Source organism: Agromyces sp. Root81, from assembly GCF_001429165.1.
Lineage (GTDB): Bacteria > Actinomycetota > Actinomycetes > Actinomycetales > Microbacteriaceae > Agromyces.
In genome coordinates this window covers 1,934,014-1,952,343 of record NZ_LMIR01000002.1, presented here as the reverse complement: position 1 = coordinate 1,952,343, position 18,330 = coordinate 1,934,014, and the positions used below count along the sequence as shown (strand labels likewise).

Below are 18,330 nucleotides of genomic sequence, written 5' to 3'. Positions count from 1 at the left end.
CCGGGGTCTCCGTTCAGTCGTGGTGTCGTCGAGTGCTGCGGCTCACGCCGGTGCGTCGTAGACCTGCTCGCCGCGCACGTACGTGCCGCGGATCTGCGTGCGGAAGATCTCCGCGTCGTCGGATGCGAAGGGGTCGCGGTCGAGTACGACGAGGTCGGCGTCCTTGCCGACCTCGAGGGTGCCCGACCTGACGTCGGCGTGCGCGAGCTGCGCCGAGCCGAGGGTGTAGGCGCGCCAGAGTCCGGCGAGGCCGATCCGCTCCGCCGGCAGGAACGGCGGGATGTCCATGCCCTCGGCGAGATCGGCCGGCGGCTGCCGGTTCGCCGCGATGTGCATGCCGAGCAGCGGATGCGGCGACGAGACGGGCCAGTCGCTGCCTGCGGCGAGTCCGGCGCCGGCGCGGTGGATCGCGCCGTACGGCCACTGCAGCTGGACGCGCTCCGGTCCGAGGAACGGCACGATGAGCTCGTCGCGGGTGGGCAGTGCACAGGCCCAGAGCGGCTGGAGGTTCGCCGTGACGCCGAGCGTCCGGAACCGCGGGATGTCGACGGGCTGCACGACCTGCAGGTGCGCGATGTGCGGCCGGGTGTCGTTCACTCCGTTGCTGAGGCGGGCGGCCTCGACCGCATCGAGGGCGTCGCGGGCGGCCTGGTCGCCGAGGGCGTGGAAATGCGGCTGGAAGCCGAGCGCGTCGAGCCTGACGACCGCCTCGATCAGCTCCTCGCGGTCGATGAATCGCAGGCCGTGGTTGTCGGTCGTGTGCCCGCAGGCGTCCCGGTACGGGTGGATCATCGATGCGGTCTTCGCCTCGACCACGCCGTCGAGCATGAGCTTGACGCTCGTGGCGCGGAAGCGGTCGCCGTGCGCGGCAGCTCGCCGTGCCACGAGATCGTCGATCTGCTCGAGTCCGCGGTTGCGGTCCCACCACAACGCGCCGACGACGTCGGCCCGCAGCGTCCCTGCGCGGTCCGCATCGTTGTAGACGTCGAACTGGTCCTCGAATCCGCCGTAGGCTCCGACGATCGCGTCCTGCCACCCGGTGATGCCGCACGAGAAGGCGTACCGCTCGGCGGCGACGAGGGCGTCGTCGTAGTCGGCCCGGGTGAGCGGCGGCAGCAGTTCGGCGACGAGTGCCATCGCGCCCTCGTAGAGCATGCCGTTCGGCTCGCCGCGTTCGTCGCGGCCGATGCGGCCGTCGGCCGGATCCGGTGTGTCCCGGTCGATGCCGGCGTTCGCGAGGGCACGGGTGTTGACCCAGGCGCTGTGCGCCCCGCGCTCGATCAGGTAGGCCGGGCGATCCGCGCACACCGCGTCGAGCATCGCCACGGTGGGGGTGCCGCCGGGGAACGAGTCCATGTTCCATCCGCCGCCCACGATCCAGTCGTGTTCGGGATGCGCCTCCGCGTAGGCGACGATCGCCTGGAAGCAGGTCTCGGCCGTCTCGCACTCGTGCATCGAGCACTGGCCGAGCCCGACGCCGCCGTACACGGCGTGGATGTGCGAGTCGCGGAAGCCCGGGCTGAGGAGCCCGCCACGGAGGTCGACGAACTCGGTCGAGCGGGACGCGCGCGAGCGCAGTTCGTCCTCGTCGCCGATGGCCGTGATCCGACCGTTCCCGACCGCGAGCGCGAGTCGTTCGGTCGGCCGTGCGGCGTCGACGAAGAGGGAGCCGTTCACGAAGATGCGGTCGATGCGGGTGCGGGTCATGAGCTCGTGCTTTCGGTCAGGGCGGCGGCCGGCGCGACGACTGGGTCGTGGCGCCGGCGCGGGATGCCGCGCGGGATGGAGTCGAGGAGTTCGACCGTGTACGGAGAGGTCGGGCGTGCGAGCAGTTCACGGGTCGGACCGTGCTCGACGACCCTGCCCTGGCGGAGCACCACGGCGTCGTCGGTCACGTACTGCACGACCGCGAGGTTGTGGGTGATGAAGAGGTAGCTGAGCCCTTCGGCCTCGCGCAGGTCGTTGAAGAGGTTGAGCACCTGTGCCTGCACCGAGACGTCGAGCGCCGCGACGGCCTCGTCGAGGATGAGCACCCGCGGCCCGACCGCGAGGGCTCTTGCGATGGCGGCACGCTGGCGCTGCCCGCCGGAGAGCATCCCCGGCAGCGCGTCGGCCTCGCGTTCGCCGAGGCCGACCTGTGCGAGCAGTTCGAGCGCGCGGCGCCGCGCACCCGACCTTTCGACGCTGTGGAGTCGCAGCGTCCGCTCGATCGCATCGCCGACCGCGAGCCGCGGATTGAGCGAGAGATACGGGTCCTGGAACACGATCTGGATGCGCCTCGCGTGCTCGATGCGCGCGCGCCGTCCGCGGGGCCTCCCGTCGATCCGGTGCCCCGCGATGACGACCTCGCCACCCGATGCCGGCTCGAGCCCGAGCAGGATCTTCGCGATCGTCGTCTTTCCAGAACCCGATTCCCCGATCAGGCCGAGCGAGGCGCCCTGCTCGACGGCGAGGCTCACGTCGTCGAGTGCGGCGCGACCACCCGTCGCCTGCGGATACACCTTGCTCACGCCGATGAGCTCGATGGCCTTCATGCGGACTCCTTCACGCATCGCACTGCCCGCTGCGGCGATTCGACGAGCGGGATCGACGGCAGTTCGCATGCCGGCCCGACCAGCGAGCACCGGTCGGCGAAGCGGCATCCGACCGCCGTCGCGGTGAGCGGCAGCACGACCCCCGGGATCACCGGGAGGCGACGCGCCGGCAGGTCGGTGATGCGCGGGATCGAGGCGAGCAGGGCAGCGGTGTACGGATGCCTCGGCGCCGCGAGCACGCGCTCAGCCGGGCCGTACTCCTGCACCTGGCCGGCGTACAGCACGCACAGCTCGTCGCAGAGTTCGCCGGCGAGGTCGAGGTCGTGGGTGACGAAGACGATCGCGACCCCGGTCTCGTCCTGCAGGCGCTGCAGCAGCCGCACGATCTCGGCCTGCGTCGTCACGTCGAGTGCGGTCGTCGCCTCGTCGCAGATGAGCACGTCCGGCGCCGGCATCATCGCCGCGGCGATCACGACCCGTTGCAGCATTCCACCGGAGAGCTCGTCGGGGTAACGGCGCAGCAGTTGCTCGGGGTCCGGCAGCCGCATGGTCTCGAGCAGCTCGATCGCCCGCAGCCTCGCGGCAGCGCCGGTGAGCGCGCCGGACCGCACGACCGACTCGGTGAGGAAGTCGCCGATCGGATGCAGTGGATTCACGCTCGAGCGCGGATCCTGGAAGACGATGCCCGCGACCCGACTGCGCACGGCCGCGACCGCCCTGCGGTCGACGTCGTGGATCTCGGTGCCTGCGATGCTGATGCGGCCGCTCGTGGAGGCTCCGGCCGGCGTGCTGCCGAGCAGGGCCTTCGCGAGCAGCGACTTCCCGCTGCCGGACTCGCCGACGATGCCGAGGCATCGTCCGGCCTGGACCTGCACGGAGACCCCGTCGAGCACCGGGCGTCGGAACTCGTCCCCCGCGAGGTGCATGGTGAAGTCCTCGACTTCGACGACGTTCATCGCTTCCTCTTCTTCCCACGGCGGTCGAGCAGACCTTCGCCGACCGTGTTGATCGCCACCACGACGAGCACGAGGCACGCCGCAGGGAACGCCATGACCCACCACGCACCGAGCAGCAGCGACGGCAGGCTCTCGTTGAGCATGAGACCCCAGTCGGCCTCGGGTGCCTGCACGCCGAGGCCGAGGAACGAGAGTGCGGCCAGGTCGACGAGCGCGTAGCCGAAGCTCACGATGCACTGCGAGACGATGATCGGGGCGATGTTCGGGAGCACCGTCGTGACGAGCGTGCGCGCACCTGAGAAGCCCATGGTCCGGTCGGCGACGACGTAGAGCTTCTGCTGCTCGCCGAGCACGACGCTGCGGGTGAGTCTCGCGATCACCGGGGAGTAGGCGATCGCGATGCCGACCGCCGGGGCGACGATGCCCGGGCCGAACAGCGCCACGGCGAAGACCGCGGCGAGCAGGCCGGGGAACGCGAAGAGGAAGTCCGTGATCCGGGTCAGGACCGCGTCGATCCAGCCGCCGCACCATGCGGCCGCCGCGCCCATCGTGACGCCGATCACGACCGAGACGGTGATCGCGATCGTCGGGCCGATGACGCTGGTGCGGGCGCCGAACAGCAGCCGGCTGAGCAGGTCGCGACCGCTCCCGTCGGTGCCGAGCGGATGCCCCGGGGTGCCGGGCGGTGCGTTCGTCAGCCCGAGGTCGACCGAGTACGGATCGTGGGGTGCGAGCAGTGGCGCGGCGATGGCGGCGACCGCGAAGGCGATGAGGACGCCGATCGAGAGATCGAACGAGACGTTGCGCCTCGGCCGCCGGCGCAGCCCGGTCGAGGCCGCTGCGAGCGAGGAGGGCATGGAGAGTCCGGCCATCATGCCGCCTTCCGCTGTCGGAGCCGGACGTCGATCATCGGGGTGACGAGATCGACGACGAGGTTGGTGAGCACGAAGACCGCCACCACGAGGAGCGTGACCGCCTGGACGACCGCGAGATCGAGGTTCTTCACCGACGAGACCACGAGGCTGCCGATCCCGTTCAGCCCGAACACGGACTCGACGAGCTGGCTGGTCACGAGGAGCCCGGCGACGAGGATGCCCGAGTAGGTCAGCACGGGCACGGTGGCATTGCGAGCGACATGGTGCCGGAAGAGGTGGATGCCGCCGAGCCCGCGCAGCCGTGCCGCCTCGACATGGTCGGAGCCGAGTTCGGCGCGCAGCGCCGAACGTGTGATCCTCGCCATCAGGCCCGCATAGCTGATCGCGAGGGCCACGGCCGGCAGGGTCAAGTGGACGATGCGACTCGCCACGTCGGGCCCGCCCGCGCCGAAGGAGGGGAACCAGCCGAGGAGGCCGGCGAAGACGAAGAGCAGCACGAGGGCGGCGACGAACGCCGGCAGTGCCGACATGGCCGAAGTGGCGACGAGGATGGCGCCGTCGGTGCGACCGCCGCGCACCGCGGAGGCGATGCCGAGCGCCGTGCCGCCGATCAGGATCAGGATCGCGGTGTAGACCACGAGCCAGACCGTCGTCGGCATCCGGCCGGCGAGCAGCTCGCCGACATCCTGCTGATACTGGATCGAGTAGCCGAAGTCGCCGTGCAGGATCCCGGTGAACCAGTTCCAGTAGCGCTCGAGGAACGGCAGGTCGAGCTGGTACTGCGCCCGCATCATCTCCACGAGCTCCGGCGTGGGCTTGCGCCCGCGAAGCAGCACGGAGAGCGGGTCGCCGGGCACGAGGTAGAGGGCCGAGAACACCACGATCGTGGTGACCCACATCGTCACGACCGCCCCGAGCACCCGTCCGCCCACCAACCGGAAGGATGCCGCGGCCTGACTGCTCATCCGACCTCCTCGGGGAGGACGAGCGCGGCGCCGTCGACGAGCAGCGACTGGTGCGCCGGGTGGCGAGTGGCCGCGTGCCAGGGCGACTCGTCGGTGCCGGGGTGGACGACGTACTGGCCGGCGAGGCTCGTCGCGACGAGCAGACGCAGCCGATGTCGGGCCGGCAGCCGGTAGGCGGTGTCGCCGAGGCGCACGGTGAAGGGCGTGGCCCCGTCGGCCACGGCCTCGACCGCGTTGCCGCACACCAGCCGGGCGTCGCCGTGCTCGTCCACGTCGTAGAGGCGGGCGACGACGTGCGTCGTGCGCGTCGGTGCGGAGATCCGGGCGGTGAACTCGCATCGACCGGCCAGCGTGATCGACGTCTCGAGCGGTTCGCCGTCGAAGCACACCGTGTCGGCCCGGCGGCACAGCTCGGATTCGTCGGGGACGCCGCCGCGGTTCTGATCCCACTCGCTGGCCACGGGGTACGGCACCGGGTCCGCGGGGCGATGCATCCAGTCGACGCTCGCTCCGGTCCCCTCCTGCACGGCGGGGAGGATCGCCCCATCCGCCGAGAGCCCGAACCGCCGACGGCGACTCGACGACGGGGGCCAGCTGGGCGCCACCCGGGCCTCGTCGCCGCAGACGTCGTAGCGCACGCGCGCTTCGGACCATCGACCGTCACGCCCGCGGAGGTAGTGGTCGAAGAACGAGATCGGCAGTTCGAGCAGCGACGGGATGTGCTCGGCGAGCGCGCTCGGGTCGACGCCGAAGTCCGTCTCGAGCGGAAGGCCGCGCGGACGCCAGCGGTAGTCCTCGTGGTCGCTCGACGTCATCACGAGGTACTGATGCTCGGCGGCCGGCGAATGCAGCGCGCGCTCCCAGTCATCGAGCTGCCAGAACTGGAGGTTGTCGAACCAGCCGCCGGTGTGCAGCGCCGGGATGGCGAGTCCGGCGGCCGGATCCCCGTCGGGGAAGACCGAGGCGACGAGCTGCTCGGGCTCCTCCATCGCCGCGAGGTACGCGCGAAGCAGCGCAGCGCCGTCGGGCAGGTCCGGGTGGACCATGTCGATCGCCGGCACCGTCGTGTGATCGGTGCCGTGTTCGAGCACGAGTTCCTGGTGCGCCCACGCGTCGACCAGCCAGTCGAGGAGCGTCAGCGTCGGCAGGCCTCCTCCCGGCCGCAGGTCGAGGAAGCGATGTCCGGTGACGCGCGGCACCATCGCCTTGTGGGCGGGATGGCGGGTGCTCGCGAGCGCCCACTGCGTGAACCCGTAGTAGGAGTCGCCCCAGGTGCCGATGGTCGCGTCGGACCAGGCCTGGGCGACGATCCATTCGGCCGTGTCCCATCCGTCGTCGGCCTCGTTCACGAAGGGCGAGCGGGCGCCGTCCGAGAGGTACTTGCCACGGACGTCCTGCGCGACGACCGCGAATCCGTTCGCGGCGAAGTGCGTCGCGATCTCGGGGATGAACGTGTACCTGCCGGTCTTGTCGTACGGGAGCCGGATCAGCACGGTCGGCACGGGGCCGACGGCATTCGGCGGCAGGTAGACGTCGGTCGCGAGGCGAGTGCCGTCGCGCATCGCCACGAACTCGTGGACGGCGCGATCGTCGGGACGGGATTGGGCGAGGAATCCGAGCTCCGCCATCACTCTGCCGCCGTTCCGATGACCGCGGCCCACGGCCGGTAGAGGAAGGACTGGGTGGGCGAGCCGCCGGTCACGCCGGCGCTCTGGTACAGCCGCGTGTACTGCGAGACGAGCGGGATGATGTTGCGGTTCTCGGTGTAGATGCTCTGGGCTTCGGTGATCAGGGTGGCGCGTTCGTCGTCGTCGATCCTGGTCCTGGCGTCGGCCACGATCCGATCGAACTCGGGGTCCGCGAATCCAGGCGCGTTGAAGATCGAGTCGCTCGTATAGACCTGGTAGTAGGCGACGGGGTCCGGGTAGTCGAGGTAGCCCTCCCAGATCATCAGGTCGGTGCCGACCCGTGCCTCGTCGTCGAAGTAGAGGGCGATGTTCTCGGCCTCGGTCTGGGCGTTCAGTTCGATCTCGAGGCCGATCTTGCCCGCGGCATCCTTCATCGCGGTCGCGATCTGCACACTCTCGGGGAAGCCGGTCGCGTAACTCAGCACGATGGGATCGCTCGGGGCGCCGACCTCCTCGACGATCTCCGACGCGCGCTCGAGGTCGGTCACCTGGTCGGGGATCTCGTCCCATGCCGCCTGGAAGATGTCCTCCGAGTATCCCCACGCCGACTTCGGGGTGAGGGTCTTGTTGAACTCGGCGGCGCCGCCGTACATGCCGGTCCGGATGCCGTCGTAGTCGACGGCGAGCATGAGCGCCTCACGCAGCCGGATGTCGGCGAGCGGACCGTCCTCCACGTGCACGAAGATGAGCGAGAGCAGTCCGAGCCCGACGCCGTACGAGACCGCCCCCTCGCCGCCCGTGAGCTGCGGGATCGAGGAGATCGGGAAGTTGAAGGCGCCGTCGATCTCGCCCGTCTGCATGGCGGTCGTGGCGGTGGCGGCATCCGTGATGAATCGGAACTCGACCTCGGGAGTGAGCGGCCGACGCTCCTCGTCCCAATAGGCCGCGTTCTCGCTCAGGACGATCCGGTCGCCCTTCGCCCACTCGTCGAGGACGTACGGGCCGGTGCAGACCGGCAAGCCGCTCGGCGTGCCGTATTCGGCGCCCGCCTGCTCGACGCTCGCACGCTCGAGGACGACGCCCGCCGGCATCGCGAGGAACTGCATGACGAGCCCGTCGGGCTGGGCCATGGTGAGGGTGACTTCGCGTTCACCCGTCGCCTCGATGGAGGCGACCGAGCTGAATGCGGCACTCCACGACGACCCGAGCTCGGGGGCGAGGTAGCGCTGCAGGCTGAAGACGACATCGTCGACCGTGACGGGGGCGCCGTTGGAGAAGACGAGCCCGTCCTGCAGGGTGATGCGGTAGTGCAGGTCATCCGTCTGCTCGACGGACGCGAGGTTCGGAACGATGCCGAAGTCGGGTTCGAGTCGCAGCAGGCTCTCGCACACGTTGCCGATGACGGTCGAGTTCGACTCCCCCGACGACATGGCGGGGTCCAGCGAGAACGGCTCGCCGTACGGCAGGTTCCAGACCAGCCTGTCGAGACCGCCGACCGCCTGGTCGGTGGTCTCGACGAGTTCGATCTTCGCAGTCTCGGTGGGCTGTGCTGTGCATCCGACCAGCGCCGCGGCCGTGACAACCGCGACCGCCGCACCGATCCATCGCGTCCTCTTCGACACGTTGCCTCCTTCGGGTTCGCCGCGTCATCGCGGCGTCGGAGCCATGCAAGCGCACAAGGGCATAAGTTGTCAAGATGACAAAGAACTGCCGGCGCGCGGATCGCCCGCGATCTGGCAGTCTCGTACCGAGATCCGAAGAGAGAGCAGATGCGACCGAGCCTTGCACCCGAACGACAGGCAGAGATGCTCGAGGCACTCGCCGCGTGCGTCGCCGAGAGCGGCATCCACGGCCTCACCGTCCAGGCGGTCGCCGACCGCAGCGGATGGAGCCGCGGCCATGTGCGGCACTACCTCGGCAACAAGGCCGACCAGCTCCAATCACTGGTCGCGCTGTACACCGAGCGATACGCGAGCTCGCTCGAGCAGATCGTCGAGCACGCAGAACTCGGCCGGCGGCGAGCAGAGATCTTCCATGAGCTGTTCGGCGACACGTGGCAGAACTCGAACGCGCAGGACGACGTCGTGCTCGACGAACTCACCGCCTACGCCGCCTCCAACCCCGGGTCGGGCGTGACGCTCACCCCGATGTACCAGCGCATCCGCGCCGCCATCGAGATCGCGCTCCTCGAAGCATTCGAGCCGGCCGAAGCGGGCGCACGTGCCGACATCGCCCTCGCCCTCGCCTACGGACTCTCGAGCATGATCCGCATCCAGGCGGTGGGTCGGCGCGCGTGCGCCGAGCACGCCGCGGTCGTCCTCGGGCTGCCGCCCGAGGTTGCGGGCACCGACTGAACGCGCACGGGCACCTGGGCGACTCGCACAACGGAACCCGAACGGCGTGAGGCCCGGCGCTCACGATTCCCTCACATCGCGGTTCCGCGCCGGGTGCTGAGATCGATCCGTGAATGAGTTCAGCACCACCGCATCCGGCGTCGTCGCGACCCCGAGCGAGGCGATCGATCTCGCCATGCGCCTCGAGGACGATGCGCGCCATCGCCGACATCGCACCCCGACCTGGGGACGTCTCGAGATCGACTCCCCGCCGCGATGGGGGTGGAGCGCCTACCGGCTGCGGGTCTTTCCTCCGCAGATCGACGCAGCCGACCGGCGCCTGCTGTGGTTCGACGACTGGGCGCCACTTCTCGGCGCCGTGGGCGGTGTGCTCCTCTTCGCGGCGGGAGCGTGGTTCCTCGACCCGGCGTGGCTGCTCGCATTCCTGCCCGCGGGCATCGGACTGACGACCCTCGCGGCGCGGCGTCTCTCCGCCGACGTGCGAGCCTCGGTACGTTCCATCGAGGTGTGCTGCGCGCCCGGCAGCGGCATGTACGGCGATGGCGCGGCGCTCGTGCAACGGTTCGAGGAACTCACCGAGATGGATCGGATGCTTCGGAGTCGTCAGATCGACGAAGCGGAGTACCGGCGCCGCTGGCTGGCGGTGTACGAGACCGTCCCCCGCGGCCGGCACCGGCCAGCGCGAGCTGCACGATGAACGCGAGCGCCGCGCCGACCGCGTAGGCGACGAGGTCGATCGGGTCGAACGAGCCGCCGAGCACGAGCCGGGCCGGCGGGAACACCTCGACCGCGCGGTGCGGCAGCCCGGTGAGCTGGAGCAGCTCGACCGTCGCCGCGACGGCGAACGCCAGCGCCGAGCTCCTCGCGCCGCCCAGGCGCGGCCAGGCCGAGCGGAGCAGGAACGCGATGAGCCCGACGTAGAGCACGCTGCCGAGGAGGTCGACGATCAGCGTGCGCTCGAGGAGTTGCAGGCAGACGCCGATGGCGAGGCAGACGACCGCGGCCACGGCCGTTCGCGCGCGGATGCCGCGCGAATCGGTCGTGGCCGGCGGCCGCTGCTCACTCAACCCTTGTGGCGCGGCTTCCTGAACGGCTTGCCGTCGCCGTCGTTCGAACGACGCGAGGGGGCGCCGCGGTCGGGACGGATCTCGATGAGCCGGCCCGAGATACGGGTGCCGTCCAGCCGCTCCAGCGTCTCCTGGGGCAGGTCGGCCGGGAGCTCGACGAGCGAGAACTCCGGGCGGATCTGGATGGCGCCGAAGTCCTCACGGCTGAGACCGCCCTCGTTCGCGAGCGCGCCGACGATCTGGCGCGGCTCGACCTTGTGCCGCTTGCCGACCGCGATGCGGTAGGTCGCCATGGGTCCGCTGCTCGGACGCTGGCGCCGCTCGGGGCGGTCGCCGCGGTCGCCCCGGTCGAATCGATCTCCGCCGCGGTCGCGACGCTCGCCGCGCTCGGGCCGGTCGCCGCGAGCCGGGCGATCCGCCCACTCGCGCTCGGCACGACGGGCGGCTTCGGGTTCGAGGAGCAGCGGCGACTCGCCCTGCGCCACGACGGCGAGCGCGGCCGCGACATCGGCCTCCGGCACGTCGTGGTTGCGCACGTAGTGGGCGATGATGTCGCGGAAGCCATCGATGCGCTCGTTCTGGCCGAGTGCGGCGGTGATGCGGTCGTCGAAGCGCGCGAGGCGCGTGACGTTGACGTCGTCGACGCTCGGCAGCTGCATCTGCACGATCGGCTGACGCGTTGCCTTCTCGATGCGGGCGAGGAGGCTGCGCTCGCGCGGCGTGACGAAGCTGATCGCGTCACCGGTGCGGCCCGCGCGTCCCGTGCGGCCGATGCGGTGCACGTAGGGCTCGCTGTCGGTCGGGATGTCGAAGTTCACCACGTGGCTGATGCGCTCGACGTCGAGGCCGCGCGCCGCGACATCCGTGGCCACCAGGATGTCGAGCTTGCCCGACTTCAACTGGTTCACGGTGCGCTCGCGCTGCACCTGGGCGATGTCGCCGTTGATGGCCGCAGCCGAGTATCCGCGAGCCCGCAGCTTCTCTGCGAGCTCTTCGGTGACGCTCTTCGTGCGCACGAAGACGATCATGCCCTCGAAGTTCTCGACCTCGAGGATGCGGGTCAGCGCATCGACCTTCTGCTGGTACGAGACGATGAGGTAGCGCTGGCTGATGTTCGCCGAGGTCTGCGTCTTCGTCTTGACGGTGATCTCTTCGGGGTCGTGCAGGTACTGCTTCGACATGCGCCGGATGGCGGCGGGCATGGTCGCCGAGAAGAGGGCGACCTGCTTCGTGTCGGGGGTGTCGGCGAGGATCGTCTCGACATCCTCGGCGAAGCCCATCTTGAGCATCTCGTCGGCCTCGTCGAGCACGAGGTACTTGAGCTCCGAGAGGTCGAGCGTGCCCTTCTCGAGGTGGTCCATGATGCGACCCGGGGTGCCGACGACGATGTGCACGCCCCGGCGGAGCGCCGAGAGCTGCACGCCGTAGCCCTGCCCGCCGTAGACCGGGAGGATGTGCACGCCCTTGAGGTGCGCGGCGTACTTCTCGAACGCCTCGCACACCTGCAGCGCGAGTTCGCGCGTGGGTGCCAGCACGAGAGCCTGGGGGGTCTTCTGGGAGAGGTCGAGGCGCGAGAGGATCGGCAGCGCGAAGGCCGCCGTCTTGCCGGTACCGGTCTGGGCGAGGCCCACCACGTCACGGCCTTCGAGCAGGGTCGGAATCGTCGCGGCCTGGATCGCGGAAGGGGTCTCGTAGCCGACGTCGGCGAGTGCTTTCAGCACCGCGCCATCGAGCCCGAGGTCGGAGAATGTCGTCGCGGCGGGCTCTTCTGGAGCCTCCACCTCGACCGGAGCATCGTCAGCAGTCACGCTTCAGGGTAGTCCGTCCAGCTGGGAGAACGCAGTTCCCCCGTTTCGGCGGCACGGGCACGGAGGCCCAGCGTGTCAACCGAACGATGCATTCGCCCTGCGCGCCACTGGGAATACTGTGGGAGCCGACAGGGGGACGACGTCATGAAGGACACTGCTACCGCGCCCGAAGCGACCGGCGCACGGCGATGGGTGGGGCTCGGCGTTCTCGCTGCAGCGCTCTCGATGATCGTGCTCGACGGCACGATCGTGGGCATCGCGCTGCCGACGATCATCACCGACCTGAAGCTCGACTTCAGCGAAGCGCAGTGGGTCAACGGCATCTACTCGGTGATCTTCGCCGCGCTGCTGCTGACCGCCGGGCGTCTCGGCGACCGCCTCGGGCGACGCCGCGCGATGGTCGCCGGCATCCTGGTCTTCCTGGCCGGCAGCATGCTCGCCGCACTCGCGACCGGCGGCACCTCCCTCATCCTCGCCCGATTCGTGCAGGGCATCGGCGGCGCCTTCATCCTCCCGACGACGCTGTCGACCGTCAACGCCACGTTCCGCGGTCGCGACCGCGCGGTCGCCTTCGGCGTCTGGGGCGCGGTCATCTCGGGTGTCGCCGCGCTCGGCCCTCTGCTCGGCGGCTGGCTCACCCAGTCGTTCGGCTGGGAGTGGATCTTCCTCGTCAACCTCCCGTTCGGCGCGATCATCCTCATCGCCACCTTCCTCACCGTGCCCGAGACGCGTGCCGTCATCACCTCCAAGGGCCTCGACGTCGACGGCCTGCTCCTCTCGGCGATCGGGTTCGGCGCACTCGTGTTCGGCCTCATCGAGGGCGGCTCGCTCGGCTGGTGGGCGCCGAAGCAGCCGTTCGAGCTCTTCGGCTGGACCTGGCCGACCTCGTGGCCCATCTCCCCCGTGCCGGTGGCGATCGCGATCGGTCTCGTGGCCCTCGTGCTCTTCTTCTTCTGGGAGCGGCATCGCGCCAGGAATGGCCGGTCGGCGATCCTCGACGTGCACCTGTTCTCCGTCCCCACGTTCACATGGGGCAACCTCGTCGCGATGTGCGTCGCGATCGGCGAGTTCGGCATCCTCTTCGTCCTCCCCCTGTTCATCGTGAACGCGCTGGGGCTGTCGACGCTCGCGGCCGGATTCGTGCTCGCGGCCATGGGGCTCGGTGCGTTCGTCTCCGGCGCCATGGCCCGACACGTCGCCGAACGGTTCGGCGCGCCGACGGTCGTCGTGATCGGCCTCGCGCTCGAGGTCGCCGGTGCACTCATCGCCGCCCTGCTGCTGTCGTCCGAGATGAACGCCTGGCTGCTCGCCGGCGTGCTCGCCCTCTACGGTCTCGGCCTCGGCCTCGCCTCCGCGCAGCTGACCGGCACCGTGCTCGCGGACATTCCGCCGGAGGAGTCCGGGCAGGGCTCGGCGACCCAGAGCACCGGGCGCCAGGTCGGCTCGGCCCTCGGCACGGCCATCATCGGCGCCGTGCTCGCGGCGGGCCTCGCGGTCGCGCTGCCGGCCCAGGTCGACACCGTGTCCGGCGTGCCCTCGTCGACCGCCGACCAGATCGTCTCCGCGACCGAGGAATCGGCCGGCGGCACGATCCCGCAGGTGCGGGCGGAGGGCACCGACGGCCAGCTCGGCTCGGCCGGGCCCGCGGTCGCCGATGCACTCGCCACCGGCATGGCGGATGCCTCGCGCTGGGCGCTCCTCGCGGCCGCCGGGTTCCTCGTGCTCGGCGGGGCGTTCGCCCTGCGTCTCCGGGCCGTGGCGAAGCGGTCGAGCGCGGCATCCGGAGTCGAGGCCGAACCCGCGTCATGAATCACGTCACCCCGCATCTCTTCAGTGAAGGGGGCCGAACATGTGGGGTAGGCGCAAGCAGCAGGATCCGGTCGAGCACGTCGAGTTCGTGACGTCGGTCGACGGCGGCCGGATGCCGGTGCGCTGCAGCTGCCCGCGCGACCACGACCACGACCGGCCGACCTCGCGTGCGCTGGCGTCGGCGGGTCCTGCCGTCGACGCCTACGCATTCGCCGCCTGAGCAGGAGCGTCGACCTCCGGCCTCCGGACGCCCGCCTCCGATATCGTGTGGACAGCGGCGCCGCGGGCGCGGTGTGTCACCACCAGTCAGGGGGTGCAGCGGAATGCTGCAGGCGATAGGGCACATCCTTCCGATCGCGTTGGCGGTCGCGATCAGCTCGGTGCCGATCATGGCGACGATCGTGATCCTGCTGTCGCCGAAGCGCGGGTCATCCGCCCCGTTCCTCATCGGATGGGTCATCGGCATGGCCCTCCTGGTCTTCATCTGCATCGTCTCGGCGCAGGCGGTTCCGACGCCTCGCTCCGCTCGGCAGCCCGCTGTGGCGGTCGCCGTCGCCGAGATGCTGGTCGGCGCCGGGCTCATCGTCATCGCGATCGTCTCCTTCCGACGCGCCCGACGGAATCCCGTGGATGCCATGCCCGCCTGGCTCGACAAGCTGGAGTCCATCGGCCCGTGGAGCGCATTCGGTATCGGGGTGGCGCTGAACATCCGCCCCAAGGAGCTGCTGCTCGCCATCGCGGCCGGCCTCGCCGTGCGCGGCGCCGGGCTCTCCGTCTCCGAGTCCCTGATCGCGATCCTCGTGTACACGGTCATCGGCGCGTCGACCGTGGCGGTGCCGGTGATCGCGACGCTCGTCGACGCCAAGGGCATGGAGCCGAAGCTGCTGAAGATGAAGGAGTGGCTCACCCGCAACAACCGGGTGGTCACGTCCGTCATCCTGCTGCTCGTCGGCGTCTTCATCATCGGAAGCGGCATCGCCCGACTGTGAGGCGCGCGACTCGCGCATCTCGATCTACGGAGCGCTCACGCTCTGCGGCGGGATCGCGCTGACCGGTGTGCGCCCACGCTTCGTGGCAGCCGCGATGGCCACGACCGACGCGACCGTGCCGAGCAGCACGAAGAGTCCGGTGTCGCCGGCGAGGTATTCGTTCACGAGCACCGGCTGGTCGGTGAGCACGATGGCGGAGGCGATCCAGGCGAACGTCGCATTGTGCGCGAAGTGGCCGAGTACGGCCGGCCAGACGCTGCCCGACAGGGTTCGGAGGCGCCCGAACAGGAAGGAGAAGGCGATGACGGTCGCTGAGAACAGGGCGAGAACGATCCCCCGGTCGCCCTCCGAGTGGTAGTAGGGCGTGAGCAGGATGTACATGAGGTGCCAGACCACCCACACCACGCCGATGGCGAGGTACGTCCACTTCTCACCCAGCCACGGCATGACCCGCGGTTGCAGGTAGCCTCGCCAGCCGATCTCCTCGGCGAAGGCGAGGATCGGGCCCGCGATGCAGAGCGAGAGGAGGTCCTGCCAGGCGGCCGGGGTGGGCGCAGCGACCTGCGAGAAGCCGAGGAGGACCGTCATGCCGGCCGCCGCGATCGAGACGCCGAGGGTCGCCGCCAGCGTCACCGGCCACCAGCGCAGGCCGAGTCGGGTGATCCCCAACCGGCGCCAGCCCTCGGCACGGTAGCCGTCCCGCGTGACGACGAACATCATCAGGCCGGTCACGAGCAGCGGAGAGACGGCGAGGACGAGACCGCCCGCGAAGGAGGCCGTGGTGGCCGCGATGCCGACCACCAGGACGACGAAGACGATCGCGCTCGTGCGGTCGGAGAGATTCTTGAACATGGTTCCTTCGGGCTGCGGAATGCGAGGTGCTGGACGCGCTGCCCCGGGCAAGTAAAGGGCAGAACCGCGCACCGTGGCGCCCTCTCATGATGACGATCCGCATCGACCGGCAGCATCGGGCGGAAGGGCGACGTTCCGAACGCAACGTCATCCTCCGGAGGGATGCTCGACGGTCGTTCAGGCCCGCGAGGCTGGGTCGACCGGCCTGCGAGCAGTTGCTGGCTCACGCTCTACAAAGGCGACGAACTACGGCGGCGAGAATCTCAACTGCACGCCGGGCTGCCCGAGCATCGGCAGCCTGAACGATCAGGTGCGCTCGATCGTGTTCCGGCCCCAGGGCACGGTCGGCTGACGGACGCGCGGGGTAACAGGAGCTGCGTGCTACTCGCCGTCACCGTCATCAAGGGGCGCGAGGCCGAGGCGTTGGCAGACCGCCGGCTCCGACGAGGGCACCGCAGCAGCGCTGCCATCAGGCATGACGCACACCACGAACGCCTCGGGCACCTCACCTGGGGCGTTCGTCGTCGACCGGGGGTCGAAGCCCGGCTCCATCACGCCCTGCTCCCACATCATCGTGCAGAAGTCCACAGCTTCGATGGCCCGGGCTTCACCGGTCGTGGACGCGAGCGAGCCCATCCCTCCTGGGTAGCTGCCGTCGGCCGCACGCTGGTCTGATTCCAGGCAGTGCACGATCCGCTCGTTCGACACCGTCTGCGCCTGCAGCACGACTCCCGCTGCCGTCGCGCCGATGCCAACAACCAGCACACCGACGCCGCCCCACGCGAACCAGCGGTTCCGGCGCCAACGCGCCTTCTTCTCCCGCGACTCCTCGAGATTCTCGAGCACGAGGCTCTTGATCGCAGCTTCGCGCCCTGGGCGCATCTCGGGGCTGCCGTCCAGTAGTTCGTTCATATGTCGATCACTTCCGATACTGGAGCGAATCGCTCGAGCTCCACCTGGAGCTTCTTCCGTGCGCGGGACAGTTTCGCCTTCACTGTGCCGACGGGCATATCGAGGACGATTGCGGCTGCCGAGACGGGTACGTCATCGATCAGGCAGAGCTCGACGACACGTTGATCGGAGCTGCTGTAGCGCTTCATCGCGGTTCGCAGGGCCTGGAAGGCTTCGCCGGCTTCGATCTGCGCGAGGGTGCGCTCGCTCAGGTCAGGTTCGTGCTCGGGAGGAGGCAGCTTCGTGAGGAGCCGCCGGTACCGGCGGTTCGCCCGATCGCGGTTCAGGCAGACGTTGAGGGTCACGACGAGCAGCCACGGCCGGAGCGATCCGTCGATGAACCTGACGCTGTCACGCTTCCGCCACGCCTCCATGAAGACGATCGCGACGACGTCCTCGGCATCCGTGACATCACGGACGCGGTCGTACGCCCGCTTGAACACGAGACGCCGGTACCGGTCGAAGATGACGGCGAATGATGCGTCTGTGCCAGAGGTCGCCTCCAGCCACAGAACCGCATCTTGCACCTCGTCATTCACACCCGCAGTCTAGGCATGAGCAGGCGCGAACGCTGTGCGTACATCCGTCGCGAACGAGTTTGCAACCCACCTCCCTCATCCGGACATCTCTGTTCAGGGAACAGGAATGAAGACCGGGGAAGTATGACGAGAATGACGCCTGCCACGAAGCTCATGCGCGCCGGAGGCGCGGTGACGATGCTCGGCCTGGTCGGCCTGGTGATCGGCGCCGCGATGCTCGCGTACTCGTCGGCCTTCGGCACATCCCAGCAGGGCAGCGTCGCGCTTCTTGTCGCAGCCATCGGTGCGGCGGCCGCGATCGCCGGCGTGGCTGTCGTGTGCATGGGTCTCGTGCTCCGGCCGAAGCGCACTGCCTCGCTGCGCACCTCTCGGCGCGAACGTCGCTACGTGCCGGCCGTGCACCGGGAGACGTACACGCGCCCAGCCAGACGACTGAGCACAGCCATCACCGGCGAGCAGCAGGTGATCCCCGGCTGAGCGCCACTGAACGTTGGCAGCCGAACGGTGGAGGGGAACGCTGAGTGAGCACTCCTCACCCGTGGGGGCCGGGGCTTCAGGTTGTGTTTTCGAGCCTCCGGCGAAGCTCAGAATGCGAGTCCTGACCGAAGCGATCCTGAAGGACAACCCCGGCCGAGAACTCGACCGGAGTCGAGAACGGACCTGGGGTCGTGTCCGATCCAAGATGCGAGTCCATGCCCGAACGAAATTCCTGTTCAGAGGGCATTCATATGTAGCGAGGGCGGGACTCGAACCCGCGACACCACGATTATGAGCCGTGTGCTCTAACCACCTGAGCTACCCCGCCGGGTAGGCTTCCCCAGCTCAGCCGAACGGCCGAACCGAAGAGAACCAGAGCCCCGAGTCAGGATTGAACTGACGACCCCTTCCTTACCATGGAAGTGCTCTACCACTGAGCTATCGGGGCGCGTTGCCGCACTTGGCAACCGTACGAGGATATCACCTCTCGGCGGTACCGCCGAACCAGCACCGCAACCAGTCGGCA

Annotated in this window: 17 protein-coding genes, 2 tRNA genes and 1 pseudogene; 6 read left to right on the top strand and 14 right to left on the bottom strand. The window is 69.5% G+C overall.

The window, feature by feature from the left end:
• Window positions 1-42: 42 nt before the first annotated feature.
• Genes ASE14_RS14285 through ASE14_RS14255 form a run of 7 tightly spaced genes read right to left on the bottom strand, consistent with a single transcriptional unit; the run spans window position 43 to window position 8,580 of the window.
• Window positions 43-1,707: an amidohydrolase gene (locus ASE14_RS14285; RefSeq protein WP_056655737.1), complete on the bottom strand. Its 1,665-nt coding sequence runs from the start codon at window positions 1,705-1,707 to the stop codon at window positions 43-45.
• A complete protein-coding gene (locus ASE14_RS14280; RefSeq protein ID WP_082600734.1) occupies window positions 1,704-2,534 on the bottom strand; it encodes an ABC transporter ATP-binding protein in 831 nt (276 codons plus the stop codon). The genes ASE14_RS14285 and ASE14_RS14280 overlap by 4 nt, the downstream gene beginning before the upstream one ends.
• A complete protein-coding gene (locus ASE14_RS14275) occupies window positions 2,531-3,490 on the bottom strand; it encodes an ABC transporter ATP-binding protein (protein WP_056655730.1) in 960 nt (319 codons plus the stop codon). Before ASE14_RS14275 ends, ASE14_RS14280 begins: the two co-directional genes overlap by 4 nt.
• Window positions 3,487-4,362 carry an ABC transporter permease gene (locus ASE14_RS14270; protein WP_082600732.1) on the bottom strand — a complete coding sequence of 292 codons (876 nt, stop codon included), beginning with the start codon at window positions 4,360-4,362 and terminating at the stop codon, window positions 3,487-3,489. Before ASE14_RS14270 ends, ASE14_RS14275 begins: the two co-directional genes overlap by 4 nt.
• Window positions 4,362-5,330 carry an ABC transporter permease gene (locus ASE14_RS14265; protein WP_056655727.1) on the bottom strand — a complete coding sequence of 323 codons (969 nt, stop codon included), beginning with the start codon at window positions 5,328-5,330 and terminating at the stop codon, window positions 4,362-4,364. Before ASE14_RS14265 ends, ASE14_RS14270 begins: the two co-directional genes overlap by 1 nt.
• Complete coding sequence (locus ASE14_RS14260; RefSeq protein WP_056655724.1) at window positions 5,327-6,958, bottom strand: CocE/NonD family hydrolase; 1,632 nt, start codon at window positions 6,956-6,958, stop codon at window positions 5,327-5,329. Before ASE14_RS14260 ends, ASE14_RS14265 begins: the two co-directional genes overlap by 4 nt.
• Window positions 6,958-8,580, bottom strand: a complete 1,623-nt coding sequence (locus ASE14_RS14255; protein WP_056655721.1) for an ABC transporter substrate-binding protein — start codon at window positions 8,578-8,580, stop codon at window positions 6,958-6,960. The genes ASE14_RS14260 and ASE14_RS14255 overlap by 1 nt, the downstream gene beginning before the upstream one ends.
• 183 nt (window positions 8,581-8,763) lie before the next feature.
• On the opposite strand from ASE14_RS14255, the gene ASE14_RS14250 reads away from it, so the two are divergent.
• The gene (locus ASE14_RS14250) at window positions 8,764-9,312 is read left to right on the top strand and encodes a TetR/AcrR family transcriptional regulator (RefSeq protein WP_056655718.1); all 549 of its coding nucleotides are present in this window, start codon (window positions 8,764-8,766) and stop codon (window positions 9,310-9,312) included.
• Between the two features lie 109 nt (window positions 9,313-9,421).
• Window positions 9,422-10,009, top strand: coding sequence for a DUF6611 family protein (locus tag ASE14_RS21450; protein ID WP_369816494.1), 588 nt, complete (start codon window positions 9,422-9,424; stop codon window positions 10,007-10,009).
• Window positions 10,010-10,031: 22 nt separating this feature from the next.
• Here the strand turns inward: ASE14_RS21450 and ASE14_RS21445 are convergent.
• Together ASE14_RS21445 and ASE14_RS14240 are read right to left on the bottom strand one after the other, a co-directional pair.
• Window positions 10,032-10,319: pseudogene (locus ASE14_RS21445) on the bottom strand (DUF2809 domain-containing protein); the annotation flags it as partial.
• Window positions 10,320-10,375: 56 nt separating this feature from the next.
• Window positions 10,376-12,187 carry a DEAD/DEAH box helicase gene (locus ASE14_RS14240; RefSeq protein ID WP_056655712.1) on the bottom strand — a complete coding sequence of 604 codons (1,812 nt, stop codon included), beginning with the start codon at window positions 12,185-12,187 and terminating at the stop codon, window positions 10,376-10,378.
• A gap of 144 nt (window positions 12,188-12,331) precedes the next feature.
• On the opposite strand from ASE14_RS14240, the gene ASE14_RS14235 reads away from it, so the two are divergent.
• The 3 genes from ASE14_RS14235 (at window position 12,332) to ASE14_RS14225 (ending at window position 14,985) form a co-directional block, all read left to right on the top strand.
• Entirely contained in the window at window positions 12,332-13,996 is a 1,665-nt protein-coding gene (locus ASE14_RS14235; RefSeq protein WP_056655709.1) for a DHA2 family efflux MFS transporter permease subunit, read from the top strand.
• A 40-nt stretch (window positions 13,997-14,036) separates the two neighbouring features.
• Complete coding sequence (locus ASE14_RS14230) at window positions 14,037-14,216, top strand: hypothetical protein (protein WP_056655706.1); 180 nt, start codon at window positions 14,037-14,039, stop codon at window positions 14,214-14,216.
• A gap of 103 nt (window positions 14,217-14,319) precedes the next feature.
• Window positions 14,320-14,985: a GAP family protein gene (locus tag ASE14_RS14225; protein ID WP_082600726.1), complete on the top strand. Its 666-nt coding sequence runs from the start codon at window positions 14,320-14,322 to the stop codon at window positions 14,983-14,985.
• A gap of 24 nt (window positions 14,986-15,009) precedes the next feature.
• Here the strand turns inward: ASE14_RS14225 and ASE14_RS14220 are convergent, their stop codons facing one another.
• From ASE14_RS14220 to ASE14_RS14210, 3 genes are all read right to left on the bottom strand, one after another.
• Complete coding sequence (locus ASE14_RS14220) at window positions 15,010-15,837, bottom strand: CPBP family intramembrane glutamic endopeptidase (protein WP_056655700.1); 828 nt, start codon at window positions 15,835-15,837, stop codon at window positions 15,010-15,012.
• Between the two features lie 381 nt (window positions 15,838-16,218).
• The gene (locus ASE14_RS14215; RefSeq protein WP_056655697.1) at window positions 16,219-16,749 is read right to left on the bottom strand and encodes a hypothetical protein; all 531 of its coding nucleotides are present in this window, start codon (window positions 16,747-16,749) and stop codon (window positions 16,219-16,221) included.
• On the bottom strand, window positions 16,746-17,327 hold the full coding sequence (locus tag ASE14_RS14210) for an RNA polymerase sigma factor (RefSeq protein ID WP_056655695.1): 582 nt from the start codon (window positions 17,325-17,327) through the stop codon (window positions 16,746-16,748). Before ASE14_RS14210 ends, ASE14_RS14215 begins: the two co-directional genes overlap by 4 nt.
• Window positions 17,328-17,459: 132 nt before the next feature.
• Between ASE14_RS14210 and ASE14_RS14205 the strand changes: the two genes are divergently transcribed.
• On the top strand, window positions 17,460-17,804 hold the full coding sequence (locus tag ASE14_RS14205) for a hypothetical protein (protein WP_056655692.1): 345 nt from the start codon (window positions 17,460-17,462) through the stop codon (window positions 17,802-17,804).
• Window positions 17,805-18,058: 254 nt separating this feature from the next.
• Here the strand turns inward: ASE14_RS14205 and ASE14_RS14200 are convergent.
• Together ASE14_RS14200 and ASE14_RS14195 are read right to left on the bottom strand one after the other, a co-directional pair.
• Window positions 18,059-18,132, bottom strand: a tRNA-Met gene (locus ASE14_RS14200).
• 48 nt (window positions 18,133-18,180) lie between these two features.
• Window positions 18,181-18,252 (bottom strand) — tRNA-Thr (locus tag ASE14_RS14195).
• Window positions 18,253-18,330 lie beyond the last annotated feature (78 nt).